This window comes from Microbacterium sp. p3-SID336 (genome assembly GCF_025143365.1).
Classification (GTDB): domain Bacteria; phylum Actinomycetota; class Actinomycetes; order Actinomycetales; family Microbacteriaceae; genus Microbacterium.
Map to the genome: position 1 here is coordinate 1 of NZ_JALXPE010000011.1, position 22,861 is coordinate 22,861.

Here is a 22,861-nt window from a genome sequence, read left to right on the forward strand (position 1 = left end):
ACCAGAACCATCCGGCGGCTGGTCTCTTCACCGGCCGCCATGTCGTCCCCGCCCTCCGCTTCGTCCCGTGTGATCTGGAGGACGGCGACGCCGCCATACTCGTCCACAAGCTCCACGAGAGGGTCGGGTCCCGCGTCTGCCAACGCGGCGACGACGCCGGACGCACCGGCTTCGATCGTGCCCGCACAGACCTCGTCGTCCGCGGTGCGGCAGGCATCGACGGCAGCAAGCAGCGGGTACACCGCCGCGATCGGGTCGCCGCTGTCCACCGGTGCGGAGGGCTCCGGAGTGGAGGACGCCGGGTGCTCGGGTGCCCCAGAGTCGGGCGCCAGGGAGGGCGACGCGGACGCCGCGGCTTGCGTGCGTGGGGTCCCAGGGTCCGGCTGCGGCACCGCCGTGTCCGCGGCGACGGCCGTGGACGTGCTCGTCGCACCGCGCGCCCCTTCGGCGCCATCCCCCGCAGGCCACAGGAGCCCGCCCGCGAGCACGACCGCGGCCCCGGCGCCCGCCAGGAGCAGCACGCGTCGGCGCGATGCACGCGGCCGGGTGCCCTCGGCTGCAGCCGTGCCACGCGGGCGCCGTTCCCTGGAAGACACGACGCCCCGCAGCGTACCGGCGGTTCGGCCCAGCGTGCCGGCGGTGCGCCCCAGCCGCACGAAGACCCCGCCCGCGACTGCGAGCATGTCCCGCAGCGCTTCCGCCGAGCGACCGTGCCACGGCTGCCGCGTCCGCTCGGACTGTCGAGCCGTGCGCAAGCTGACACGGGTGGGGGTGACCGCGGGCCCGTCGAGCACGAGTGCACGGGCGACCTCCCGCGCACGAGCGGGCTCCGAGTGGTCTCCGTCGCCCGTGTCGCTCGCCAGAGCCCGCGGGGCGGCGGTGGCGAGCACCTCCTGCTCCCACGACTGCAGCAGCCGCGCGGGCGTGCGCGCGTTGTGCTCCCGCAGCCCCGTCGCCACTCGCGCCAGCACGCGCATCAGGGGGCGGTCGGTCGTGCTCTCCGCGATCCGGTCGACGATCTCCGCCGCGGCCGCGATGGCCTCATCCCCCGCGCCGATGGCGAACAGCGGCCGCCCGTCGTCCGTGAGCCACCACGTCCCCCGCGCGTCACTCCGCCCGGCGGCGACGAGCTCGCCGGTCCCCCTCAGCAGACTCGCGACGATCGTCGTCGCCTCGCCCGAAGAGAGCGGGCGGCCCCGGCTCGTCCGCCGGCCGACCAGCTCGCCCACCCGCTCGGTGCACCAGGGCAGCAGCACATCGTGCCCTCGCCCCCGCCGCGCGACGTCGAGAGGGCCCAGCACATGCTGGGCGCCAGCGAATCGCCACCCCTCCCACCCGGCCATCTCCTCCGCACTCCGCCGCAGGACGACGCGGTCGCCGTCGGTCACCAGCACTCCGTCGAACGGGCCCTCTGCACCGTCGAGGACCCTGATGACGCGGTGGGCGCCGGTCAGCAGCGGCGCAGCGAAGGTCTCGGGGGCGTCTTGCAGGAGAGGTTCACTCATGGGGACGATCCCAGCACAGCGCCGCCCGTCGCGGACGGGACTCCGACAGATGCGAAGGGTTGGCGGTCGAGCCCGTGGGTGTGCAGGGAGAGTGCCCGTGCGCACGCTCCGCTCGGCGCGAACGGCGGCATCGCGAGGCCGTGGGAATCGGTAGGCTGGACCCCATGGCAAAGCGTGCTCCCGAACCCGAGAAGCGTCCTGGGTTCTTCTCCCAGATCAAATCCCTCTTCCGGTTCACGCGCGAGGCCTACCCGTGGCTCCCCTGGGCCCAGGCCGCGATCCTCATCGGCGGCGTGCTGCTCGGCCTCGTGGCGGGCTACCTCATCCCGCCCTTCCAGATCTGGACGCTCATCCTCTGGGGCATCACGGGCCTGATGGTCGGTGTGCTCGGCTCGCTGTTCCTGATGACCCGCCTGTCCACGTCGGCGATGTACGCGAAGATCGACGGCATGCCCGGGGCCACAGGACATGTCCTCAGCACGAGCCTCGGTCGACGCTGGCAGGCCTCGGACACCCCCGTCGGCATCAACCCGAAGACGCAGGAGGCGGTCTACCGCACCATCGGCCGCGGCGGCATCGTCGTCGTGGGCGAGGGGGCCCGCGGCCGCCTGACGCGCCTCGTCAACGAGGAGCGCAGCAAGGCGCAGCGCGTCGCCCACGGCGTCCCCGTCACCGTCCTCTACGTCGGACACGGTGAGGACGAGGTCCCCATCGCCGACCTCGCGAAGACCATCAAGAAGCTGCCGAAGGCGATCGACAAGGCGACCATGGCCGCGGTCATCCGCCGCGTCGATTCGGTGTCGCAGTCGCTCTCCTCGCTGCCGATCCCGAAGGGCATCGACCCGACGAAGGTGCGCCCGCAGCGTCCGCGCTGAGCCGCAGCCCCACGAACCACAGAGCGCGGTCGTCCTCCTCGGAGGGCGACCGCGCTCTCGTCATTCCGACAGCGGCTGCTTCGGCAGTCGCCGCACCTTCGCGCGTCGACGACGGCGCTCGGGGATCATCGAGCGCATCTCGTCGAGCTTGCCGAAGCAGAACAGGCGGTCCTCGGCCTCGAGCACCACGTGCTTGCGCGGGTTCGGGATCACGCTCACCCCACGGTGCAGGGTGAGCACCGTGATGTCACGCTCCCACAGCCCGGCCTCCCCCAGCGTCTTGCCGACGAGGTCGGCGGCGCCGTGCACCATCAGCTCCGCGACGCCGTAGCCGGTCGAGACGGTGAGGCGCTGGCGGACGTCGATCTCCGGGAACGCCACCTGCCCGGCGATGTAGTCGATGATGGCGCCGGCCACGTCGAGTCTGGTGGCGGTCTCGATGCCCTGCAGGCCCGGGGAGGAGTTGACCTCCATCACCAGGGGCCCCTCGTCGCCTTCGAGCATGTCGACGCCGGCCACCCGCAGACCCATGATCTGCGCCGAGCGCACGGCCGCGCGCTCGTAGACGGGGTCGAGCTCGATCGCCTCGACCGAGCCGCCTCGGTGCACGTTGGAGCGGAACTCGTCGCCGGCGGCCGACCGTCGCATGGCAGCGACCACGCGGTCGCCCACCACGAGGGCACGGATGTCGCGACCTCGGCTCTCCGCGATGAACTTCTGGATCAGCACGTTCTGCTTCGTCGAGTGCAGCGTCTCAATGATGGCCTCGGCGACCTTCACCTGCGGGGCGAGGATCACCCCGATGCCCTGCGTGCCTTCGAGGAGCTTGATCACCACCGGGGCACCGCCCACGCGTTCGATCGCGGGCCGCACATCAGCGCGGTTGCGCACGAAGGCGGTGGGCGGCATGGCGATGTTGTGCCGCGACAGGATCTGGTTCGCACGCAGCTTGTCCCGCGCGCTGGAGATGCCGTTGGCGGTGTTCGGCGTGTAGACGTCCATCTGCTCGAACTGCCGCACCACGGCCGTGCCGAAGTAGGTGATCGAGTTGCCGATGCGAGGCAGGATCGCGTCGTAGTCGCTGAGCTGACGGCCGCGGTAGTGCAGATCCGGCTCGTCCGAGGTGAGATCGATCGCGAAGCGCAGGGTGTTCAGGACCTTGACGTTGTGCCCCCGCTGCAACGCGGCGGCGCGGAGGCGTTGGGTGGAGTACGCCTGCGGCGCACGGGACAGCACTGCGATCTTCACGGAGGAATACCTGCCAGGATGTATCAGGTGAGTAGGTCTACCCATTCAAACACCCTTACGGGGTGGCGAGAGTGGGTGAGCCTGCCCGATCTCGGCGTCGACTGGATCAAAGCGAAGATCGACACGGGTGCCCGCACCTCTTCGCTGCACGCCTTCGACATCGAGGAGCTCGACAGCGACGGCGAGCCCTGGGTCCGCTTCCGGGTCAAGCCCTGGCAGGACAGCCAGGAGGACGCGGTCGTCGTCGAATGCCCCATCCACGACCGGCGCGCCGTGCGCAGCTCCTCCGGCCACGCGCAGGATCGCCTCGTCGTGCAGCTGATGATCCGCCTGGTCGACCGTGAGGTGCTGGCCGAGGTCACGCTGAGCAACCGCGACGAGATGGGCTTCCGGATGCTGATCGGCCGCGAGGCGCTGCGCCGCGGATACATCGTCGATCCCGCGCGCTCCTTCCTGGGCGGAAGGGCACCGCGAGAGGCGCGACGCCGCAATCGCGGGCGCGCCTGATCGGCGAGAGCGACGCTCAGGCGCGGATCAGAACCGCGCCGATCGCCTTGTCGTGCAGGCCCCGCTGATCCTGATCCCAGATCGCGGCGGGGATCACGACCACGAGCAGCAGCGTCCGCACGATCGGACGCCACAGACCGATCCATCCCCCGTCGAGCGGCACGAGGCGCATGCCGAGGATGCGGTGGCCCGGGCTGCCGCCGGCCGTCGGGATGAACAGGATCTGCAGCACGGCGAACACCAGCAGCGGTGCGAACTGGGTCAGCCCCGCCTCGCTGGGCAGGGCGAACTGGTCGAATCCGAGGAAGCCGGTCGCGATGATCGTCGCCGCGGCGTAGTCGATCAGCAGTGCGCCGATCCGTCGACCGGGGCGGGCGATGCTGCCCGTTCCCGTCTCGGGGAGCCCGAGTCGCTCGCCGGGGTACGTGTTCACAGCATCCGTCACGCCTTCCAGCCTACCGAGCCGGTGGAGTCGCTCCTTCCGGCCTCACGCCGTAACACGCTCGAAACAAAGCGGATACGGTGGAGAAATCCCCCGTCCGTACTGTGCAGAGTGGCCCCGAAGCCATCGATCCGCATCACAGGAGTCGTACATGTTCAAAGATTCGTCCGAGGTACTGGCCTACATCAAGGAGAACGACGTCAAATTCCTTGACATCCGTTTCACCGACCTCCCTGGTGTGCAGCAGCACTTCAACATCCCTGCGGCGACTGTCGACGAGGCCTTCTTCACCGACGGACAGCTCTTCGACGGCTCCTCGATCCGCGGCTTCGCGAGCATCCACGAGTCGGACATGCAGCTCATCCCGGACGTGACCACGGCGTACATGGACCCGTTCCGCGAGGCGAGCACTCTCGTCATGGTCTTCGACATCTACAACCCGCGCACGGGCGAGATCTACGCGAAGGACCCGCGTCAGGTCGCCAAGAAGGCGGAGAAGTACCTCGCGTCGACGGGCATCGCGGACACGGCCTACTTCGCGCCGGAGGCCGAGTTCTACATCTTCGACGACGTGCGCTACTCCGTCACCGCCGGCGAGAGCTTCTACAAGGTCGACTCCGAGGAGGCCGCATGGAACACCGGCCGTGAGGAGGAGGGCGGGAACCTCGCCAACAAGACCCCGTACAAGGGCGGCTACTTCCCGGTGAGCCCGGTCGACAAGACGGCCGACCTCCGCGACGACATCACGCTCAAGCTGATCGATGCGGGCTTCATCCTCGAGCGCTCGCACCACGAGGTGGGTACGGCGGGCCAGCAGGAGATCAACTACCGCTTCGACACCATGGTGCACTCGGCGGACGACATCCTGAAGTTCAAGTACATCGTCAAGAACACGTGCGAGGAGTGGGGCAAGGTCGCGACCTTCATGCCCAAGCCGCTGTACGGCGACAACGGCTCCGGCATGCACACGCACCAGTCGCTGTGGAACGACGGCAAGCCGCTGTTCTATGACGAGGCCGGCTACGGGCAGCTCAGCGACATCGCCCGCTGGTACATCGGCGGCATCCTGGCGCACGCCCCCGCCCTGCTCGCATTCACCAACCCCACGCTGAACAGCTACCACCGCCTGGTGAAGGGCTTCGAGGCGCCGGTGAACCTGGTCTACTCGGCGGGCAACCGCTCGGCCGCGATCCGCATCCCGATCACCGGCTCGAACCCGAAGGCCAAGCGCATCGAGTTCCGTGCGCCCGATGCCTCCGGCAACCCGTACCTCGCCTTCGCCGCGCAGCTCATGGCGGGTCTCGACGGCATCAAGAACCGCATCGAGCCGCACGAACCGGTCGATAAGGACCTCTACGAGCTGCCGCCCGAGGAGGCCAAGAACATCCCGCAGGTGCCCAACTCGCTGCTCGACTCGCTCGAGGCGCTCCGCAACGACCACCAGTTCCTCCTCGAGGGCGGCGTGTTCACCGAGGAGCTCATCGAGACCTGGATCTCCTACAAGTACGAGAACGAGATCCTGCCGATCGCGCAGCGTCCGCACCCGTTCGAGTACGAGCTGTACTTCGGGGTCTGACCTCCTGCTGTCGAAGCGCCCGTCCGGGGATCCGGGCGGGCGCTTCGTCGTCAGTCTCCGCTCGTCGACGGCCCCTTGCAGGTGGAGCATGCCCGAGTCAAGCCCGCGGACGAGAATCGTGTCCGCCTCTAGCGTGAGAGCGTCGCAGGGCTTACCCGACCCTGCGACGGGGAGGCAGCACCATGTGGACGCAAGAGGCGACCCCGACCGAGGCTCTGCTCGACGGGCGATATCGACTGGCCGAGGCCGTCGGCGTGGGCGGGATGGCGACCGTGTACCGCGCGGAGGACATCGCCCTGGAACGCACCGTCGCCGTGAAGGTGTTCCGCGAGTCCGACGACACGCTCACCTCCGCCGATCGCGCGCATTCGGAGAAGGCGCTGCTCGCCTCCCTCAACCACCCCAACCTGGTCACCCTCCTCGACGCGAGTCTCATGCCTGGACGCACGAAGTATCTCGTGATGGAGTTCGTCCCCGGCCCCACCCTGAGCATGCGACTGGCCAGGGCGACGATCGCCCCGCACGAGGTCGCGCACATCGGCGCTGACATCGCGGCCGCCCTGCACGCGGTGCATGCGGCCGGTATCGTGCATCGCGACGTGAAGCCCTCGAACGTGCTGCTCACTCCCCCGACCCCGGGCGCCGAGCGCTGGACCGCGAAGCTGGCCGACTTCGGCATCGCCTGCGCGATCGACACCTCCCGCATGACGACGCCCGGCGTGGTGCTCGGCACGCTCACGTACATGGCTCCGGAGCAGCTGCGCAACGGCGAGCTGCGTCCGGCCGTGGACGTCTACGCTCTGGCGCTCGTGCTGCTGGAGGCCCTCACGGGCAAGCCCGGCTACACCGCGACGACGAGTGTGGAGTCCGCCCTGGCCCGTCTGCACCTGCCGCCCGACATCCCAGAATCACTCGGCCAGGGCTGGGTCCGCCTGCTGACGGCGATGACGAGTGTCGACCCGGAACAGCGCCCCCGCGCCGCCGAGGTGGAGGTCGAACTGCGTCGGCTCTCCCAGCCGATCACCGAGCCCACCGCCGCCGAGGTCGCGACCGTGCCTCTGCTCCTCGCCCCGACCACCACCGCGGCACCCCGGTCGACCGCGGCACCCCGGTCCGCAGCGGCACCCCGATCCATCGTCGGCCCCCCGCCGGTCGCCACCCTCGCGCCCGTCGCCACCTCTGTGCCGGTCACCGCGACGCTCCCGCTCGCAGCGGCGCCGCGCGGCAGCATGCCCGCGTCCGCTCCGCGCACCCGCGCGGAGGCACGACAGCGGACCCGAGGCCGCCGCGCGGGAACCGCCGTCGTCGCGGGGAGCACGGTCGCCACCGCACGTCGGCGTCCGTCCGTGCTCGTCGCCGCTGTCGTCGCGGTGGGGATCGTCGTGAGTGCCGCCGCCGCGCTGTCCGGAAGCGGGCAGCCGGCCGTCGCCAGTTCGGGCGCCGTGCGCGAGAGCCTGAGCGCCGTCGAGATGTCGGACGCGTCCACCGAGGTGCCGCCGCCCGCGATCGTCGAGGAGACGGCACCCGTCGTGCCCGCCTCGACGAGCACCGACCCGCAGCTCCCTGCCGCCCCGGCGGACAGCGCGGACGCGCCTCGACGCGGACCAGCGGAGGCGGCAGCCGACACCCCCGGGTCCGACAACCGCGGCAAGGGCAACAACAACGGCAACGGCAACGGTACCAAGGGCGAGGGCGCCGAGCGCTGACTCCGCCGTCGCACCGAGGGCGGACGAGCCGCCCGGGTGTCGCTGAGCCCCGCGCCGCGCGGGGTGGAGCAAGATCGAGTGTCGAGCACGCACAGAGGGAGAGGCCCATGCGCCGCAGGAGAATCATCACGCCGGACGAGACGCAGAGCGTGTCGGCGCAGCGCCGTTCCCCGTCGACCGTGGTCGCCGGAGCCCGGGCGAACCCGTTCATGTTCGGCCTTCTGGGAGCGCTCGGCGTCCTGGTCGCACTCGCCATCGGCGGCATCGTCGGACAGCTCGCGACCGTGCTCGTCTACATCGGCGTCGCGATCTTCCTCGCCCTCGGGCTCGACCCGATCGTCACCAGCATCGAGCGCAAACTCCCCCGGCCCGCGGCCGTCGCGATCGTCGTCGCCGGGGTCGTCCTCGCGTTCGTCGGCGTCATCCTCGCGATCGTCCCGATCCTCGTCGAGCAGATCACCAATCTGATCAAGGACGGCCCGAAGATGATCGAGGACTTCATGCAGACGGACTGGTACAAGGACATGAGTGCCCAGTTCGGGTCGACGATCACCGACGCCGTCAACGGCGTGCTCGGCTTCGTGCAGGACCCCGACAACTTCTTCGACATCGGCGGAGGCGTCTTCGCCGTCGGCGCCGGGATCGCGGGCGGCATCACCGGTGTCACGATCGTCCTGATCCTCACGCTGTACTTCATGGCCTCCCTGCGCAGCATCAAGCGGGCGGCTGCGCGCTTCGTGCCCGCCTATCAGCGCGACACCTTCAGCGAGCTGCTCGAGGACGTGTCCAGTGCCGTCGGCCGCTACGTGATCGGCCAGGCGAGCCTCGCCCTCACCAACGGCATCCTCAGCCTGATCTTCCTGACCATCATCGGCGCTCCGGTGCCCGCCCTCCTCGCCCTCATCGCGTTCATCGGGTCAATGATCCCGCTCGTCGGCACGCTGTCGGCATCGATCATCATCTCGCTCATCTGCCTGTTCGAGTCGCCGACGACCGCGCTCATCGCCGTCATCTACTACCTCGTGTACATGCAGATCGAGGCGTACGTGCTCTCGCCCCGCATCATGAACCGCGCGGTGGCCGTACCGGGCGCGCTCGTCGTGATCGCCGCGGTCGCAGGCGGTGCGCTCGGCGGGATCCTCGGCGCCCTGGTCGCCATCCCCATCGCGGCGAGCATCATCATCATCGTGCAGAAGGTCGTGTTCCCGACTCAGGACCGGAAGAAGACACCACCGGCAGTCACCGTCGCCTGATCAGCGGACGGTCACCGCGCCCGCTTGCACGCGGACGGCGAAGGACGAGATCTCGCCGACCTCCTCGCCGTCGATCTCGAACATCTGCGGCGCGGCCAGACGCACCTCGATGCGCTCTGCCGACACGTGGGTGGTCGAATCCGTGCTCACGGCCTGATCCACGCTGCCCAGAATGCGACGGATGCCGTTGTCCCACACCACCGAGCGGACGGTGTCCAGCCACTGGAGCGGTCCGTCGGCGCTGATCAGGAGCATGTCGAGGAGCCCGTCGTCCACGAGCGCGTCCGGGAGCAGCCGGATCCCGCCCTGCAGCATGCCGCAGTTGCCGATCAGGAGCGTGTGCCCGCGCAGCTCCTGCGGCTCGCCGTCGTCCAGCTGCAGCGTGATGTCCGTCATCTCCGTGCCGGCCAGCGCCCTGCCCATGGCCTCGACGTACGCGAGCCAGCCCGCGCGGTCCTTGAGGTCGTCGTTGGTCTCCACCAGCATCTGGGCGTCGACGCCGAAGCCGACCATCACGGAGAACGCGTGCTCCTCGCCGTCGATCTCGACCCACCCGAGGTCGATGTTCCGCGGCTCGCTGTCGCGGACGTGCTCCAGTGCGGGGAGCACGCCCTCGAGCGGGATGCCGAGGTTGCGCGCCAGGAGGTTGCCGGTGCCCTGCGGCACGATGCCGAGCGCGACCCCCGTCTCTGCGAGCGCCTCCGCGACCGCGCGGATGGTCCCGTCGCCGCCCACCGCGATCACCGGGTCGCAGCCCTCCGCGACCGCCTCGGCGGCCATGCCGCGCCCCGCATCCTCCGGCGTGGTCTCCCACCAGCGGGCGTCCACCTCGTCGCCGAACGCGAGCCGCACGGCCTCCTCGAGAACCGCCCTGTCCGACTTCGTGGGGTTCCAGATCACTGCCAGGCGAGAAGACGTCATGCGCTCAGCCTGGGCGACCGACGCCGATCGTGCAACTCGGTTGACAGGTCACCCGTAGAACAAGTGCTCGAAGGTCCGGCGCGCCCGCCGCGTGACGCCCAGGTAGTCCTCCTCCAGCTGCGTCGCCGCCCGATTCGGGTAGCCGAGCAGACGAGCCAGCGCGTCGAGCTGACGTCGGTCAGCCGGCAGCACGTCGCTGGTCTGCCCCGTCAGCAGGGTGATGGCCGAGCGGAGGCGGCTCGACAGCAGCCACGCGGCACGCAGGCGCTCCGCGTCCTCCCCCTCCACGAGCCCCGCAGCCACCGCCGCATCCAGCGCGTGGAGCGTCGACGTGGTCCGCAGTCCCGGCACAGCGTGCGCGTGCTGCAGCTGGAGAAGCTGCACCAGCCACTCCACATCGCTGAGGGTGCCCGGCCCCAGCTTCAGGTGCCGCCGCGGGTCCGTGCCCTGGGGCAGCCGCTCCCCCTCCACCCGCGCTTTGATCCGCTTGATCTCCCGCAGCCCCTGCAGGTCGACCACCTCGGGGTAGCGGATCGAATCCGCGAGCTCGGTGAAGCGCGCGATCAGCTTCGCGCTCCCGGCGACGCCCTGGGCGCGCAGCAGCGCCTGCGCCTCCCAGGAGAGCGACCACCGGCGGTAATACGCCGTGTACGCCTCGATGGAGCGCACGAGGGCCCCGTTGCGTCCCTCCGGGCGGAGCCCGGCATCGAGCTCCAGAGGAAGACGGTGGTCCGTGAGATGCTCCCGCAGACCGGCGACGACGCGACCCGCGAGCTTCTCCGCGCGCTGGGGATCCAGGCCGTTCGCGTCGTAGACGTACAGCACGTCGGCGTCGGACCCGAACCCCAGCTCCGCTCCGCCGAAACGGCCCATCGCGATGACCGCGAAGTCCAGCGCGGCGTCCTCCGGCGGCACCACCTCCCGCAGGACGGCGCGGAGGCCGGCCTGGATGGTCGCGGCGGTGATGTCGGTGAGGGCCGTCGCGACCTCCTCGATCGTGAGCACGTCCAGGACGGCCCCCATCGCGGTCCGCAGCAGCTCGCGGCGTCGCAGTGCCCTGACCGCCCGCAGCGCGTCCGCCACCGTCTCATGCCTGGTCTGGATCGCGCGCGCCTCCTCATCGAGAGCGGCGGCTCCCCGCGGGCGCAGCCGCTCCGCGCTGTCGAGCCAGGCCACGGACTCCGGGATCCACTCCATCAGCTCGCCGATGTAGCGGGAGGAGGAGAGCAACCGCGTCAGGCTCTCGGCGGCTCCCGACGAGTCGCGCAGCATCCGCAGGAACCAGGAGGTGTCGCCGAGACGTTCGCTGATGCGGCGGAAGGCCAGGAGGGCATAGTCAGGGTCGCTGCCGTCGGCGAACCAGCGCACCATGACCGGCATGAGGTGCCGCTGGATGGTCGCCTTGCGGCTCAGGCCTCTGGTGAGCGCGCCGATGTGCCGCAGAGCACCGGCCGGATCGCGGAAGCCGATGGCGGCGAGACGGTCGTGCGCCTGCTCCAGCGAGAGCGTGCGCTCCTCCTCGGGCAGCGCGGCGACAGCGCTCAGGAGCGGCCGGTAGAACAGGCGGGTGTGGATCTCGCGCACCTCCCGGCGCACGGCCTCCCACCGCGCCCAGATGCCCTCCCCGGTCTCGGCGAGGCCCGTGGCCCGTGCCAGCACGCGGAGACCCGCCGGTGTCTTGGGCATCAGGTGCGTGCGGCTCAGCTCCCGCAGCTGCAGGCGGTGCTCCATGAGGCGCAGCACGCGGTAGTCGTCCGCGAAGACCGCCGCGTCCGCCCGGCCGATGTAGCCGCCGGCCACGAGCGCGTCGATGCTCTCCAGCGTGCCTCGCGTGCGCAGCGAGGCGTCGGTCAGACCATGCACGAGCTGCAGCAGCTGCACCGTGAACTCGATGTCGCGCAGGCCGCCCGCACCGAGCTTGAGCTGATACGGGGCGTCCTCCGGATCGATGTGCTCCATGACGCGCTCGCGCATGCGCTGCACGCTCTCCACGAACTCCTCGCGGGCGGCGCTGGACCAGACCCGCGGCTGCACCGCCTCGATGTACGCCGCACCGAGCTCCGCGTCGCCTGCCAAGGGCCGTGCCTTCAGCAGCGCCTGGAACTCCCAGCTCTTCGCCCACCGGTCGTAGTACGCGACGTGCGACCCCAGCGACCGCACGAGGGCGCCCTGCTTGCCCTCGGGGCGAAGCGCCGCGTCGACCTCCCACAGCGCGGGCTCCATTTCGATGGCACTGAGGTTGCGCATCATCTCGCGAGCAAGACGGGTCGCGATGTCGATCGCCTTCGCCTCCGCCACGACGGTCTCGTCGCTCGTGCCCCCGACGAAGATGACGTCGACATCGCTGACGTAGTTCAGCTCCCGCGCCCCCGCCTTGCCCATCCCGATGACGGACAGCTGCGTGGCCGCGACCTCCTCGCGTCCGAGCGCGGAGGTCGCACGCGTGCGGGCGATCGCGAGCGAGGCCTCCAGGGCCGCACCGGCGAGGTCAGCCAGGGCCGCGGCGACCTCGGCCACGACGCCCTCCGGCTGCGGATGCGTGACGTCGAACGCGGCGATGGCGGCGAGCTGACGACGGTAGGCGACGCGCAGCGCGACGATCGCGTCGTCGTCGGCGGATGCCGCGAACCCCTCGTCGGCGCCGACCGCGGCCAGGAGCCGGTCCCTGAGCACGTCGGGCGCGGCGGGTGCCGCGATCGGCTCGCGCAGGACCGCCAGCTGCTCCGGATGACGCAGGAAGAAGTCCGCGAGGCCGGTGGACGCGCCGAACACCATCCACGTGCGGCGACGCGTCTCCGTATCGTCCATCAGCGCGCTCAGAGGGCGCGGATCCCGCCGCGCGACCCGTAGCATTCCGCGCAGGGCCGCGTCGAGGTCTGCCGCGACGGCGCCGGCCAGCAGCTCGGCGCGCGGCCGCTCCAGCAGAGACTCCAGCTCCGCGAGGGCGGTCGCGGCATCGCTCAGCTCGGCGAAACCGAGCCTCGCCAACGCGGACAGCGAGACGGATGCGTCGGGGCGGGCCATGCGCGCCTCAGAGGAGTTCGAGGTTGTTCTTCAGCTCCAAGGGCGTCACCTGGCCGCGGTAGGCCTCCCACTCCTTGCGCTTGTTCAGCAGGACGTAGTTGAACACCTGCTCGCCGAGGGTCTCCGCGACCAGCTCGGACGCCTCCATGTACTCCAGCGCGTGGTCGAGGCTCGCGGGAAGCGCCGAGTAGCCCAGCGCCCGGCGCTCGGCGTCGCTCAGCGCCCACACGTTGTCCTCCGCCTCCGGCGGGAGCTCGTAGCCCTCCTCGATGCCCTTGAGGCCCGCGGCGAGCATGAGCGCATACGCCAGGTACGGGTTCGCGGCCGAGTCCAGCGCGCGGTACTCCACCCGGGAGGACTGCCCCTTGTTCGGCTTGTACATCGGCACGCGCACCAGGGCCGAGCGGTTGTTGTGCCCCCACGTGATGAAGCTCGGCGCCTCATCGCCGCCCCACAGGCGCTTGTACGAGTTGACGAACTGGTTGGTGACCGCGGAGATCTCGTTCGCGTGCTTGAGGAGTCCCGCGATGAAGTGCCGCCCGGTCTTCGACAGCTGGTACTTGGCGCCCTCCTCGTAGAAGGCGTTCTGGTCGCCCTCGAACAGCGACATGTGCGTGTGCATGCCGCTGCCGGGCTGGCCGCTGAGCGGCTTCGGCATGAACGTGGCGTACACGCCCTGCTCGATCGCGACCTCCTTGATGACCGTGCGGAAGGTCATCACGTTGTCGGCCGTCGTCAGCGCGTCGGCATAGCGCAGATCGATCTCGTTCTGCCCGGGGCCGCCCTCGTGGTGGCTGAACTCGACGGAGATGCCGAGGTCCTCCAGCATGCGCACGGAACGGCGTCGGAAGTCGTGGGCCGTCCCGCCCGGCACGTTGTCGAAGTACCCGGCGGAGTCCACCGGCACCGGGCCCTCCGGCCCGAACGACGACGACTTGAGCAGGTAGAACTCGATCTCCGGGTGCGTGTAGAAGGTGAAGCCCGCATCGGCGGCCTTCGCGAGTGCGCGCTTGAGCACATGTCGGGGGTCTGCCACCGCGGGCTGACCGTCGGGCGTCGTGAGGTCGCAGAACATGCGCGCCGTGGGGTCGATCTCCCCGCGCCACGGCAGCGTCTGGAACGTGGTGGGGTCGGGCTGGGCGAGCAGGTCGGACTCGTAGCTACGGGTCAGTCCCTCGATCGCGGAGCCGTCGAAGCCGATACCCTCCGCGAAGGCGCCCTCGACCTCCGCCGGCGCGATCGCCACCGACTTGAGCGTGCCGATGACGTCGGTGAACCACAGCCGCACGAACTTGACGCCGCGCTCCTCGATCGTGCGGAGCACGAAGTCCCTCTGCTTGTCCATGGCTACTCTGCGCCCTGGCCCTTCTCCGCACCGAAGCCGCTGGCGGGCTTCGCGTCCCAACCCTGCTCGGCGGCCTCCTCCTCGGCCCAGGCGCGGGAGCGCTCCTTGAGCACCTCCGGGGCGCGGCGCGCCTCCGCCTCGGAGTCGAACGGTCCGACGCGGTCGATCGAGGGCGACAGCATGCCGAACTCGACCTCGCCCGTGGCGGAGTTGTACCAGTACTTGTGATCGCCGTCGGTCATGGCTGCTCCTTCGTCCCGCGAGTCGTTCGGGTGATGTCATCGATCCTACTGGCGTGCATAGCGGTCGCTAAGCTATCGGCCATGGCAAAAGCGATCGGCGTCGACATCGGCGGCACGGGCATCAAAGCGGGAATCGTCGACCTCGAGCACGGCACCATGGCCTCGGATCGGGTGCGCGTGCCCACCCCGGCCGGCGCCTCGCCGGAAGACGTGCTGGTCGCGGTGCAGACGGTCCTGAAGACGCTCGACGTGCATGACTCGACCCTGCCTCTCGGCGTGGCCTTCCCCGCGATCGTCAAGCGCGGCAAGACGCTCTCCGCCGCGAACGTCTCGAAGAAGTGGATCGGCTTCGACGCCGAGCGCTTCTTCCGCGACGGCCTCGGCCGCAACATCGTCTTCGTCAACGACGCGGACGCGGCGGGCGTCGCAGAGGCCCGCCACGGCGCCGCACGGGACGTCCTGGGCTTCACCCTCCTCACGACCCTCGGCACCGGCATCGGCTCCGCCTTCCTCTACGACGGCGTGCTGCTGCCCAACACCGAGCTCGGTCACCTCAACTTCCGCGGTCACGAGTCGGTCGAGACCTGGGCCGCCACGTCTGCGCGCGAGCGCGAGGGGCTCAGCTGGGCCGAGTGGGCGGAGCGGCTGCAGGCGTTCTACTCGCACATCGAGTTCATCTTCAGCCCGGACCTGTTCGTGGTGGGCGGCGGCGTCTCGAAGAACGCGGGCGACTTCCTTCCGCTGCTCGACCTGAAGACGCCGATCGTCCCGGCGATCCACCGCAACAACTCCGGCATCATCGGCGCGGCCTCTCTCGCCGGCGACTGACTCGTCCCACGACACGACGAAGGCCCCGCAGCGTCTGCGGGGCCTTCGTCGTTCGAGGCGAATGGGCCGACCTGTACGCCGGGTTCTGTTCCGGGGTTCTTCGCCCCTTCGACGGCCATCTCTCTCGGCGACACGTTGCCGTGGCGCTCCAGCGGTCTACCCGAGGACTCGGCGGGCCGCGTCAACATCCTCTGTCTGACCTTGCTCCGGGCGAGGTTTACCTGGCGAGCCGTGTCACCACGGCCCCCGGTGGTCTCTTACACCACCCTTTCACCCTTACCCGCGATCCGAGGATCACGGGCGGTCTGCTCTCTGTGGCACTTTCTCGCGGATCACTCCGGGTGGGTGTTACCCACCGCCCTGCCCTGTGGAGCCCGGACGTTCCTCGGTGCGGTTGCCCGCAACGCGACCGTCCAGTCGACCCATTCGCCCCACCAGTCTACGGCGCTCACTTCTCCGCGGAGTCCGCGATGCGCAGATCCAGGGGCACGTCGATCGGGAACGTGCCGAACAGCCGGGCGGTCGCGGTCACGGCCGCGTCCCGCACCGCCGCGGCGGCAGCCTCGGCGTGCTCCCGCGGCGTGTGCAGGATGACCTCGTCGTGCAGGAAGAACGCCAGGTGCGGCTCGCGCGCGAAGGGGCCGGACGCCTCCGCGGCTCCGAAGACCTGCGGCAGCTGCTGCAGGCGATGCCGGATCTCGGCCAACCAGATCAGCGACCACTCGGCCGCCGTCCCCTGCACGACGAAGTTGCGGGTGAACCGGCCCCAGTCCCTGGCACGCCGTCGGGCCAGGGCGACCACCGCGGGATCCGCGTCGGCGGAGCTGGCGTCGGACTGCAGGCGCATCCACTCGGCCGACGGCCGCGGCGACGAGCGTCCGAGCCAGGTGGAGACGATCCCGCCGTCCTCGCCCACCCTGGCCGCGTCGTCGACGAGGGCCATGGCGCGCGGGTACACGCGCCGCAGCCGCGGCACCAGGCGGCCGCTGTCACCGCTGGTCGCTCCGTACATCGCACCGAGCACCGCGTACTTCGCCTCCTCGCGCGTGGCGACCGCGCCGGACGCGACGACGCCCGCATACAGGTCTCCCCCGCGCGCGGCCTCCGCCATCACCTCGTCCGCCGCCATCGCGGCGAGCATGCGCGGCTCCAGCTGTGCGACGTCGGCGACGACCAGCGTCCACCCGGGATCGGCGCGCACGGCCGGCCGCAGGCTCCTCGGCAGCTGCAGCGCGCCCCCTCCGGCCGACGCCCATCGGCCCGTCACCACGCCGCCGGGGATGTAGACGGGGCGGAACCGGTTGTCGTGCACCCACTCGGCGAGCCAGGTCCAGCCGTTCGCGCTGAGCAGTCGCGACAGCTTCTTGTAGGCGAGCAGCGGCTCGATCACCGGATGCTCGTGCGCAGACAGCTCCCACTTCGCCGTGGACTCGACGGGCACGCCGACGCGGTGCAGTGCCCGCAGCAGCTTCGGCTGACTGTCCAGGTGCAGGGTGCCGTCCCCGAGCAGGGTGCGCACCTCGTCCGCCCGCTCCTGCATGCGGCTGGGCAGCCCGCCCGCCACCGGCCTGGTGCCGAGCGTCGCGGTGAGGATGGCGTCGTGCACCGCCGCGTCCCACGGCAGGCCCGCGACCCGCATCTCCTCCGCGATCAGCCCGCCCGCCGACTCGGCCGCGCACAGCAGCGTCAGCCGTCCGTCTGCGGCCTCCGCCATCACGCGACGTTGCGCGCGGTACTGCTCGAGGGCCGCGTCCACCGCGGCCTCCCCGGCGTCCTCCTCGAACACGTCGAAGAGGGAGGGCGTCGTGTCGGACGGCTCCTTCCGCTCCCAGGCAGCCGACTCCGGAAGAGGTGAGGCGACCATCGCCGTGTCCCGCAGGATCGCGTGGCAGAGCACCAGGTCGTGGCTGCGGCCGATGCGGACGCCCTCGCGCAGCAGCAGGGCGTACTGCTCGGAGGCAGAGCGCACGATCCACCGCGGAGCGGATTCCGCCTCGACGGAGGACACCCACTCCGCGAGCTCGGCGGACGGCAGCAGGATCCTGCTCTGCTCCTCGTCGTGCTCGTCGAGCTCGACGGCCGCGTACTCCCCCGCCCCGAGGGCGATCAGGGCGATGCGGCGCTCGGCTCCCGACGCGGGCGCCGTCATGGTCGGCGCGCGCCGGACACGCTCATCCGAGCCCCGACTCCTCGGTGCGCACGAGGATGCAGCCGCACTCGGGGCACGACACCACGGCATCAGCCGGGGCGCGCCGGATCTCGTTGAGGTCGGTGCCCGGCAGCATCATGCGACAACCCTCGCACGTGCCACGGGTGAGGAGCGCGGCCCCCGCACTGTTCTGCGCACGACGGTCGTACTCCGCCAGCAGCGGCGCGGGGACGGTGGCGGCCACGGCCTCGCGGTCTCGCGCCAGCTGCGTGCCGAGCTCGGTCGCGGCGGCCACATCCGCCTTGCCCTGCGTGGTCAGCGCCGTGCCCTCGGCCGTGGTGATGTCGAGCAGTGCCTGCTGTGCGGCGACGGCGGCATCGGCCTCTTCGACACGTCCCATCACGTCGAGCTCGGCGTCCTCCAGGTCGCTCAGCCGCTTGGCGAGGCTGGCCAGCTCGTGCTCCAGCGCCTGCGCCTCTTTCGCGTTGGTCGCCGCCGCGAGCCGTGCGGTGTCGCGGTCGCGACGCTGCTCGGCAAGCTTCACGTCGGACTCCAGGCGGGCGAGTTCTGCACGCGCATCGTCACGGGCACCGGTGAGCACGGTGAGCTCCCGGAGCTGCTCCTGGCGGATGGCGACGAGCTCGGAGATCCGGCCCGCCTGGCTCGGCTGCGTGCGTGCGCGCTCCGCCTGCGCGATGCGCCGGTCGAGGTCCGCGATGTCGAGCAGGGTGCGCTGGTTCTCCGGGGTGGCGTTCACGCTCTCAAATCTAGTCGCTGCACGGCCGCACGCCCATCAGCCGAGGTCGCCGTCGACGTAGAACCACGTCCGGTCCTCTCGCACGAAGCGGCTGCGCTCGCGCAGGGACCCGCGATCGCCGCCCTGCTGCCAGAAGGCCTCGAACTCCACGATCCCCTCCGCGTCGAACGGACCACCAGCCTCCCGGTCGAGCACGAGCAGGCGCCACCACTCGAGTCCCGGCTCGAACTCGATCGTGCGCGGGCGGGTGCGGGGGTGCCAGGTGCGCTGGAGATGGGCCGCGTCCTCCCGAGTGAAAGCGGTGTAGCGCGAGCGCATCAGCCGCTCGGCCGTTGGTGCGGGCGCTCCCGCGAGCAGCGGGCCGCAGCAGGCGTCGAAGCTGTCCCCGGAGAAGCAGGGGCAGCGGAGCACACCGGTCATGAGAGCGCGACGATCAGGGTCATGCCGGCCAGCATCGCGCACACGGGCGTCATCGTCCACCGCTCGGCGGCGCTGCGTGAGATCCCGTTGAGCACGATGCCCAGCACGAAGTAGCCGAACAGCACCCAGGTCCCCGCCACGACCAGCACGCTGTGCGAGCCCGGCAGCAGGCCGCCGCGGGAGAGCAGCACGATCGCGAACACGGCGTAGAGCACGACCGACACCGCGCTGCCGATGCGCAGCCGCAGAGGCAGCACACGATGCGCGCCGCCCCAGGCCAGACGGCCCCACGGCGCGCCGCAGATCAGTGCGATCTGGAACACCGTGAGCGCCGCCAGCACGGCGAGGGCGACCACGAGCGCGAAGGGCGTCATGCCGCGCCCCTCCTGTCACGGCGGGCGATCATGCGGGGGCCTCCACGTCGTCGAGCCAGCCAAGGGCGAGCCGATGGGACCGGAGCCCGTACTCCAGCGTCGCGCGACGATAGCGATACACCTCGGCCACTGCGGTCGGCACGTCCGTCGCGTCGAGCTCGTCGGCCAGTGCGGACAGTCGCGCGTGGTCCTCGGCGAGCCGCGCCCGGATGACCGCGACGGCGTCCTCGCGGGCCGCGGAGGGGAGGCTGCCGAGCAGGTAGACGCGGGCCAGCATCAGCTGTTCGGGGTCGGCCCCGGTCAGCGGCGAGGTCATCCACTCGCGCCAGGCAGCGCGCCCGCTCTCGGAGACCGCGTAGAGCTTCCGCCGGCGGCCGCCGTGATGCGCGTCCTCCGGCACCGCCCACCCCTGGGTCTCGAGCTGCCGGAGCGCTCGCTGGATGCTGCCGAAGCTCGCCGCATAGAAGAGCGAGACGCCGGCCCGGAAGCGCTTGTGCAGGTCGTACAGCGTGAGCGGACCGTCGAGGAGGAGCCCGAGGATGAGGAACTGCATGGCTATAGATATACCCCTGAGTGATATACAGAGGCAAGGTTACGCTGAAGAGACGCCCCCGAAGGAGAACCGATGACCGCCGTCCCCACCTTCACCGCCCACAACGGCTTCGCGCTCCCCGCCATCGGCCTCGGCACCTACCGACTCACCGGCGACGCGGGTGCCGCCGCGGTCGCCGCCGCCATCGACGCCGGCTACCGCCTCATCGACAGCGCGTTCAACTACGAGAACGAGGGGTCCGTGGGCCGCGGTGTCGCCGCCGCCGCGGTCGCCCGCGACCAGGTCATCGTCACCACCAAGCTGCCCGGTCGCCACCATCCCGCCGCGCTGGCGCCGTCGAGCATCGAGGAGAGCCGTTCCCGCCTGGGACTCGACGCGACCGACCTGCACCTGATCCACTGGCCCAATCCGAGCCAGGACGAGTACGTCGAGGCATGGACCGCTCTGGTCGACGCGCAGGCGCGCGGCGTCGTGCGGCAGATCGGGGTGTCGAACTTCCTTCCCGAGCACCTCGACCGCATCGAGCGCGAGACCGGCGTGCGACCCGTCGTCAACCAGATCGAGGTGCACCCCTACTTCCCGCAGGAGGAGCAGCTGGCCGCGCATCGCGAACTCGGCATCCTCACCGAGGCCTGGAGTCCGCTCGGTCGCGCGGCGGCCGTCCTCGACGAGCCGGTCATCCGCGAGGTGGCCGCAGCGCACGGCATCACGCCAGCGCAGACCGTCCTCGCCTGGCACACCGCGCGCGGGACGGTGGCGATCCCGAAGGCCTCCTCGACGGCGCATCAGACCGCGAACCTCGCCGCCGCCGCTGTGCACCTCGACGATGCGGAGGTCGCCGCCATCACGGGGCTCGGCCGCCCGGATGGGCGGCTCTTCGGGGCGGACCCCGCCACGCACGAGGAGTCGTAGCGGCGCGGGTCTCCGTCAGGAGCGGAGGGACTCCACCACGGCGGCCAGCGCCGCACCGGACTGCTGGAGCTGGCCGAGTTCGTGCGCGGAGAACGAGGTGCTGCGGATCGGCTCCGCGCCCGCCGCGCTCACGATCGACGGGACCGAGAGGGCGACGCCGTCAAGTCCGTGGAAGTCCCGCAGCACCGTGCTCACGGGCATCACCGCGTGCTCGTCGCGCAGGATGGCCTCGACGATCCTGGCGCTCGACAGTCCGATGGCGTAGTTCGTCGCGCCCTTGCCGCGGATGACCTTGTAGGCCGCGTCGCGCACATCCACCGCGATCTCGTCGAGCTCCGCAAGCGAGAACCTCGGGTGGTCCGGCGTCTCCCACTCCAGGATCGGGACGGTGCCGATCGTGGCCCGCGACCACAGCGGGAACTCCGTATCCCCGTGCTCGCCGATGATGTACGCGTGCACGCTCGCGGTCGACACCCCGGCCCGCTCCGCGAGCTTCCAGCGCAGACGCGAGGTGTCGAGCACCGTACCGGAGGCGAAGATGCGCTGCGGCGGGAGCCCGGTCTCCTGCTGCGCGATGACCGTGAGCACGTCGCAGGGGTTCGTGACGATCACGTAGACCGCGTTCGGGGCGACGGCGAGCAGCTCCGGCATCATGCGACGGATGATGCCCGCGTTCACGCCCGCGAGCTCGATGCGCGTCTGGCCGGGATCCTGCTTCGCGCCCGCCGTGATCACCACGACGTGCGAGCCCGCGGCGACCGAGATGTCGCTGCCCCCGGTGATGTCGCTGGTGCCGGTGAACTGCGTGCCGTGTGCGAGGTCGAGCACCTCGGCCTCCACCTTCTCGGCCGCGATGTCATAGAGCGCGATATGTCTGGCCGAGCCGCGGATCAGCGCGGCGTACGCGACGCTGGAGCCGACGCTGCCGGCACCGACGACCGTGAGCTTCGAGTTCTCGATGATCTCCATGCGCTCATCCTGGCAGCGGCGGCCGCGCAGCGGGAGGGTCGACGCCGGACATTCGCGCGACGCTCAGACGGCGGCGGCCACAGCCTCCTGCGCTGTCGGATGCGTGAAGGCGAAGCCCGTCCGTTCCAGCACCGTCGGCCGCACGTCCGCATCCGGCAGCAGCAGCGACACAGCCGCGTCACCCAGGGCCAGGCGCAGCGCCCACGCGGGAGCCGGGAGCCAGAACGGCCGGTGCATGCGGACGGCGAGAGCACGTCCGATGTCGTTGGCCGTGGCGGGTGTCGGTCCCGTCAGGTTCACCGGACCGGCGATGCGCTCGTCGATCACGTGACGGATGCCGCGCACCTCGTCGGTGAGGGAGATCCACGGCCAGACCTGGTCCCCGCCGCCGAGCGGTCCCGCGACGCCGAGCCGGGTGAGCGTGATCATGGGCCGCAGGACGCCGCGGCGGTGGATGACGGGAGCCGTACGGAGCAGCGCCACCGGGGTGTGGTCCTCGGCCCGTCGGGCCGCATCCTCCCAGCGCACGGTGAGGTCGGCGAGGAACGTGTCGCCCGCCGCCGAGTCCTCGGTGAGGACCTCGCCGGGCGCGGAGCCGTAGTACCCCACGGCGGAGGCCGAGACGAAGGCCGGCGCGTCCGTGCGCAGGGCCCGCAGCGCGGTGGTGAGCGTGTGCGTCGCATCCAGGCGGGACTCGACCAGCTCGCGCTTGTAGCGCGGCGTCCACGGCAGGCGCCCCACACTCGCGCCGCCGAGTGCCACGACGGCCTCGGCCCCCGCGAGCACCTCGGGGTTGAGGGCGCTCACCCCCGGCATCCACTGCACCTCGCCGTCGTCGCGCGGAGGGCGCCGGACGAGCGTCGTCACCTCGACGCCGTCGCCGCGCAGGGAGTCCCTCAGCGCGGATCCGATCAATCCCGATGCCCCGCTGATCACGATGCGTCGCGTCATGGTGCTCGTCCCCTCCCCCTCGCACCGAATGCTCTGACCGCCCACGGTACTCGCTGCGAGCCGCGGCACGGAGTCCGAAGCGGGCGCAGCGCAGGCCAGGAGGCGATCACGGGAGGAGGTGGGCCCTGCCGGGATCGAACCGACGACATCCACGGTGTAAACGTGGCGCTCTACCAGCTGAGCTAAAGGCCCTGGTGCGCTCAGTCTATCCGGGCAGGGATGCGCACCCGTGTCGTGGAAGAGGGATAGGCTGAAGTCGGCGCGCGTTGTGCACGGCCGACAAGGCTGCCCGTGTCGCTTCCCG

General features: G+C 70.8%; 21 protein-coding genes, 1 tRNA gene and 1 other RNA gene. 7 read left to right on the forward strand and 16 right to left on the reverse strand.

Annotated features, from left to right (window positions below):
- The coding region (locus M3C17_RS04630) for a hypothetical protein (RefSeq protein WP_259976479.1) at positions 1 to 1,505 on the reverse strand (1,505 nt) is incomplete at its 3' end.
- Positions 1,506 to 1,669: 164 nt separating this feature from the next.
- Here M3C17_RS04630 and M3C17_RS04635 point away from each other — a divergent pair.
- On the forward strand, positions 1,670 to 2,380 hold the full coding sequence (locus M3C17_RS04635; protein ID WP_259976480.1) for a DUF4191 domain-containing protein: 711 nt from the start codon (positions 1,670 to 1,672) through the stop codon (positions 2,378 to 2,380).
- 60 nt (positions 2,381 to 2,440) lie between these two features.
- Here M3C17_RS04635 and M3C17_RS04640 read toward each other — a convergent pair whose 3' ends face one another.
- A complete protein-coding gene (locus tag M3C17_RS04640; protein ID WP_259976481.1) occupies positions 2,441 to 3,628 on the reverse strand; it encodes a RimK family alpha-L-glutamate ligase in 1,188 nt (395 codons plus the stop codon).
- 18 nt (positions 3,629 to 3,646) lie between these two features.
- On the opposite strand from M3C17_RS04640, the gene M3C17_RS04645 reads away from it, so the two are divergent.
- Positions 3,647 to 4,135: a RimK/LysX family protein gene (locus M3C17_RS04645; RefSeq protein ID WP_259976482.1), complete on the forward strand. Its 489-nt coding sequence runs from the start codon at positions 3,647 to 3,649 to the stop codon at positions 4,133 to 4,135.
- Positions 4,136 to 4,151: 16 nt separating this feature from the next.
- Here the strand turns inward: M3C17_RS04645 and M3C17_RS04650 are convergent, their stop codons facing one another.
- Positions 4,152 to 4,580, reverse strand: coding sequence for an RDD family protein (locus M3C17_RS04650; protein WP_259976483.1), 429 nt, complete (start codon positions 4,578 to 4,580; stop codon positions 4,152 to 4,154).
- A 148-nt stretch (positions 4,581 to 4,728) separates the two neighbouring features.
- On the opposite strand from M3C17_RS04650, the gene glnA (M3C17_RS04655) reads away from it, so the two are divergent.
- The 3 genes from glnA (M3C17_RS04655) (at position 4,729) to M3C17_RS04665 (ending at position 9,112) form a co-directional block, all read left to right on the forward strand.
- The gene (gene glnA / locus M3C17_RS04655; RefSeq protein WP_259976484.1) at positions 4,729 to 6,153 is read left to right on the forward strand and encodes a type I glutamate--ammonia ligase; all 1,425 of its coding nucleotides are present in this window, start codon (positions 4,729 to 4,731) and stop codon (positions 6,151 to 6,153) included.
- Between the two features lie 182 nt (positions 6,154 to 6,335).
- The gene (locus M3C17_RS04660) at positions 6,336 to 7,859 is read left to right on the forward strand and encodes a serine/threonine-protein kinase (protein WP_259976485.1); all 1,524 of its coding nucleotides are present in this window, start codon (positions 6,336 to 6,338) and stop codon (positions 7,857 to 7,859) included.
- A 107-nt stretch (positions 7,860 to 7,966) separates the two neighbouring features.
- On the forward strand, positions 7,967 to 9,112 hold the full coding sequence (locus tag M3C17_RS04665) for an AI-2E family transporter (RefSeq protein ID WP_259976486.1): 1,146 nt from the start codon (positions 7,967 to 7,969) through the stop codon (positions 9,110 to 9,112).
- Here the strand turns inward: M3C17_RS04665 and M3C17_RS04670 are convergent, their stop codons facing one another.
- The 4 genes from M3C17_RS04670 to M3C17_RS04685 are packed head-to-tail and all read right to left on the reverse strand — an operon-like array spanning position 9,113 to position 14,644.
- Complete coding sequence (locus tag M3C17_RS04670) at positions 9,113 to 10,033, reverse strand: diacylglycerol/lipid kinase family protein (RefSeq protein WP_396819656.1); 921 nt, start codon at positions 10,031 to 10,033, stop codon at positions 9,113 to 9,115. It abuts the gene before it with no gap.
- A 48-nt stretch (positions 10,034 to 10,081) separates the two neighbouring features.
- Positions 10,082 to 13,057: a bifunctional [glutamine synthetase] adenylyltransferase/[glutamine synthetase]-adenylyl-L-tyrosine phosphorylase gene (locus M3C17_RS04675; RefSeq protein ID WP_259976487.1), complete on the reverse strand. Its 2,976-nt coding sequence runs from the start codon at positions 13,055 to 13,057 to the stop codon at positions 10,082 to 10,084.
- A gap of 7 nt (positions 13,058 to 13,064) precedes the next feature.
- Positions 13,065 to 14,402 (reverse strand): type I glutamate--ammonia ligase, encoded by a 1,338-nt coding sequence (gene glnA / locus M3C17_RS04680; protein ID WP_259976488.1) that lies wholly within the window; start codon positions 14,400 to 14,402, stop codon positions 13,065 to 13,067.
- Positions 14,403 to 14,404: 2 nt separating this feature from the next.
- Positions 14,405 to 14,644, reverse strand: a complete 240-nt coding sequence (locus tag M3C17_RS04685) for an SPOR domain-containing protein (RefSeq protein WP_259976489.1) — start codon at positions 14,642 to 14,644, stop codon at positions 14,405 to 14,407.
- An 81-nt stretch (positions 14,645 to 14,725) separates the two neighbouring features.
- Here M3C17_RS04685 and ppgK point away from each other — a divergent pair, with 81 nt between their 5' ends.
- Positions 14,726 to 15,472, forward strand: coding sequence for a polyphosphate--glucose phosphotransferase (ppgK, locus tag M3C17_RS04690; RefSeq protein ID WP_259976490.1), 747 nt, complete (start codon positions 14,726 to 14,728; stop codon positions 15,470 to 15,472).
- A gap of 58 nt (positions 15,473 to 15,530) precedes the next feature.
- Here ppgK and rnpB read toward each other — a convergent pair.
- From rnpB to M3C17_RS04720, 6 genes are all read right to left on the reverse strand, one after another.
- An RNA gene (gene rnpB, locus M3C17_RS04695) (RNase P RNA component class A) lies at positions 15,531 to 15,897 on the reverse strand.
- Between the two features lie 23 nt (positions 15,898 to 15,920).
- Positions 15,921 to 17,621, reverse strand: a complete 1,701-nt coding sequence (locus M3C17_RS04700; RefSeq protein WP_259976491.1) for a bifunctional 3'-5' exonuclease/DNA polymerase — start codon at positions 17,619 to 17,621, stop codon at positions 15,921 to 15,923.
- 22 nt (positions 17,622 to 17,643) lie between these two features.
- Positions 17,644 to 18,378, reverse strand: a complete 735-nt coding sequence (locus M3C17_RS04705) for a zinc ribbon domain-containing protein (protein ID WP_259976492.1) — start codon at positions 18,376 to 18,378, stop codon at positions 17,644 to 17,646.
- Between the two features lie 36 nt (positions 18,379 to 18,414).
- Positions 18,415 to 18,798 carry a YchJ family protein gene (locus M3C17_RS04710; RefSeq protein WP_259976493.1) on the reverse strand — a complete coding sequence of 128 codons (384 nt, stop codon included), beginning with the start codon at positions 18,796 to 18,798 and terminating at the stop codon, positions 18,415 to 18,417.
- Complete coding sequence (locus M3C17_RS04715) at positions 18,795 to 19,172, reverse strand: hypothetical protein (RefSeq protein ID WP_259976494.1); 378 nt, start codon at positions 19,170 to 19,172, stop codon at positions 18,795 to 18,797. The genes M3C17_RS04710 and M3C17_RS04715 overlap by 4 nt, the downstream gene beginning before the upstream one ends.
- Before the next feature lie 28 nt (positions 19,173 to 19,200).
- Positions 19,201 to 19,725, reverse strand: coding sequence for a PadR family transcriptional regulator (locus tag M3C17_RS04720; RefSeq protein WP_259976495.1), 525 nt, complete (start codon positions 19,723 to 19,725; stop codon positions 19,201 to 19,203).
- Between the two features lie 72 nt (positions 19,726 to 19,797).
- Between M3C17_RS04720 and M3C17_RS04725 the strand changes: the two genes are divergently transcribed.
- Positions 19,798 to 20,637, forward strand: a complete 840-nt coding sequence (locus M3C17_RS04725) for an aldo/keto reductase (RefSeq protein ID WP_259976496.1) — start codon at positions 19,798 to 19,800, stop codon at positions 20,635 to 20,637.
- A gap of 15 nt (positions 20,638 to 20,652) precedes the next feature.
- Here M3C17_RS04725 and M3C17_RS04730 read toward each other — a convergent pair whose 3' ends face one another.
- From M3C17_RS04730 to M3C17_RS04740, 3 genes are all read right to left on the reverse strand, one after another.
- Complete coding sequence (locus M3C17_RS04730; protein WP_259976497.1) at positions 20,653 to 21,606, reverse strand: L-lactate dehydrogenase; 954 nt, start codon at positions 21,604 to 21,606, stop codon at positions 20,653 to 20,655.
- 63 nt (positions 21,607 to 21,669) lie between these two features.
- Positions 21,670 to 22,557 carry a TIGR01777 family oxidoreductase gene (locus tag M3C17_RS04735; RefSeq protein ID WP_259976498.1) on the reverse strand — a complete coding sequence of 296 codons (888 nt, stop codon included), beginning with the start codon at positions 22,555 to 22,557 and terminating at the stop codon, positions 21,670 to 21,672.
- A 119-nt stretch (positions 22,558 to 22,676) separates the two neighbouring features.
- Positions 22,677 to 22,749 (reverse strand) — tRNA-Val (locus M3C17_RS04740).
- Positions 22,750 to 22,861: the final 112 nt, after the last annotated feature.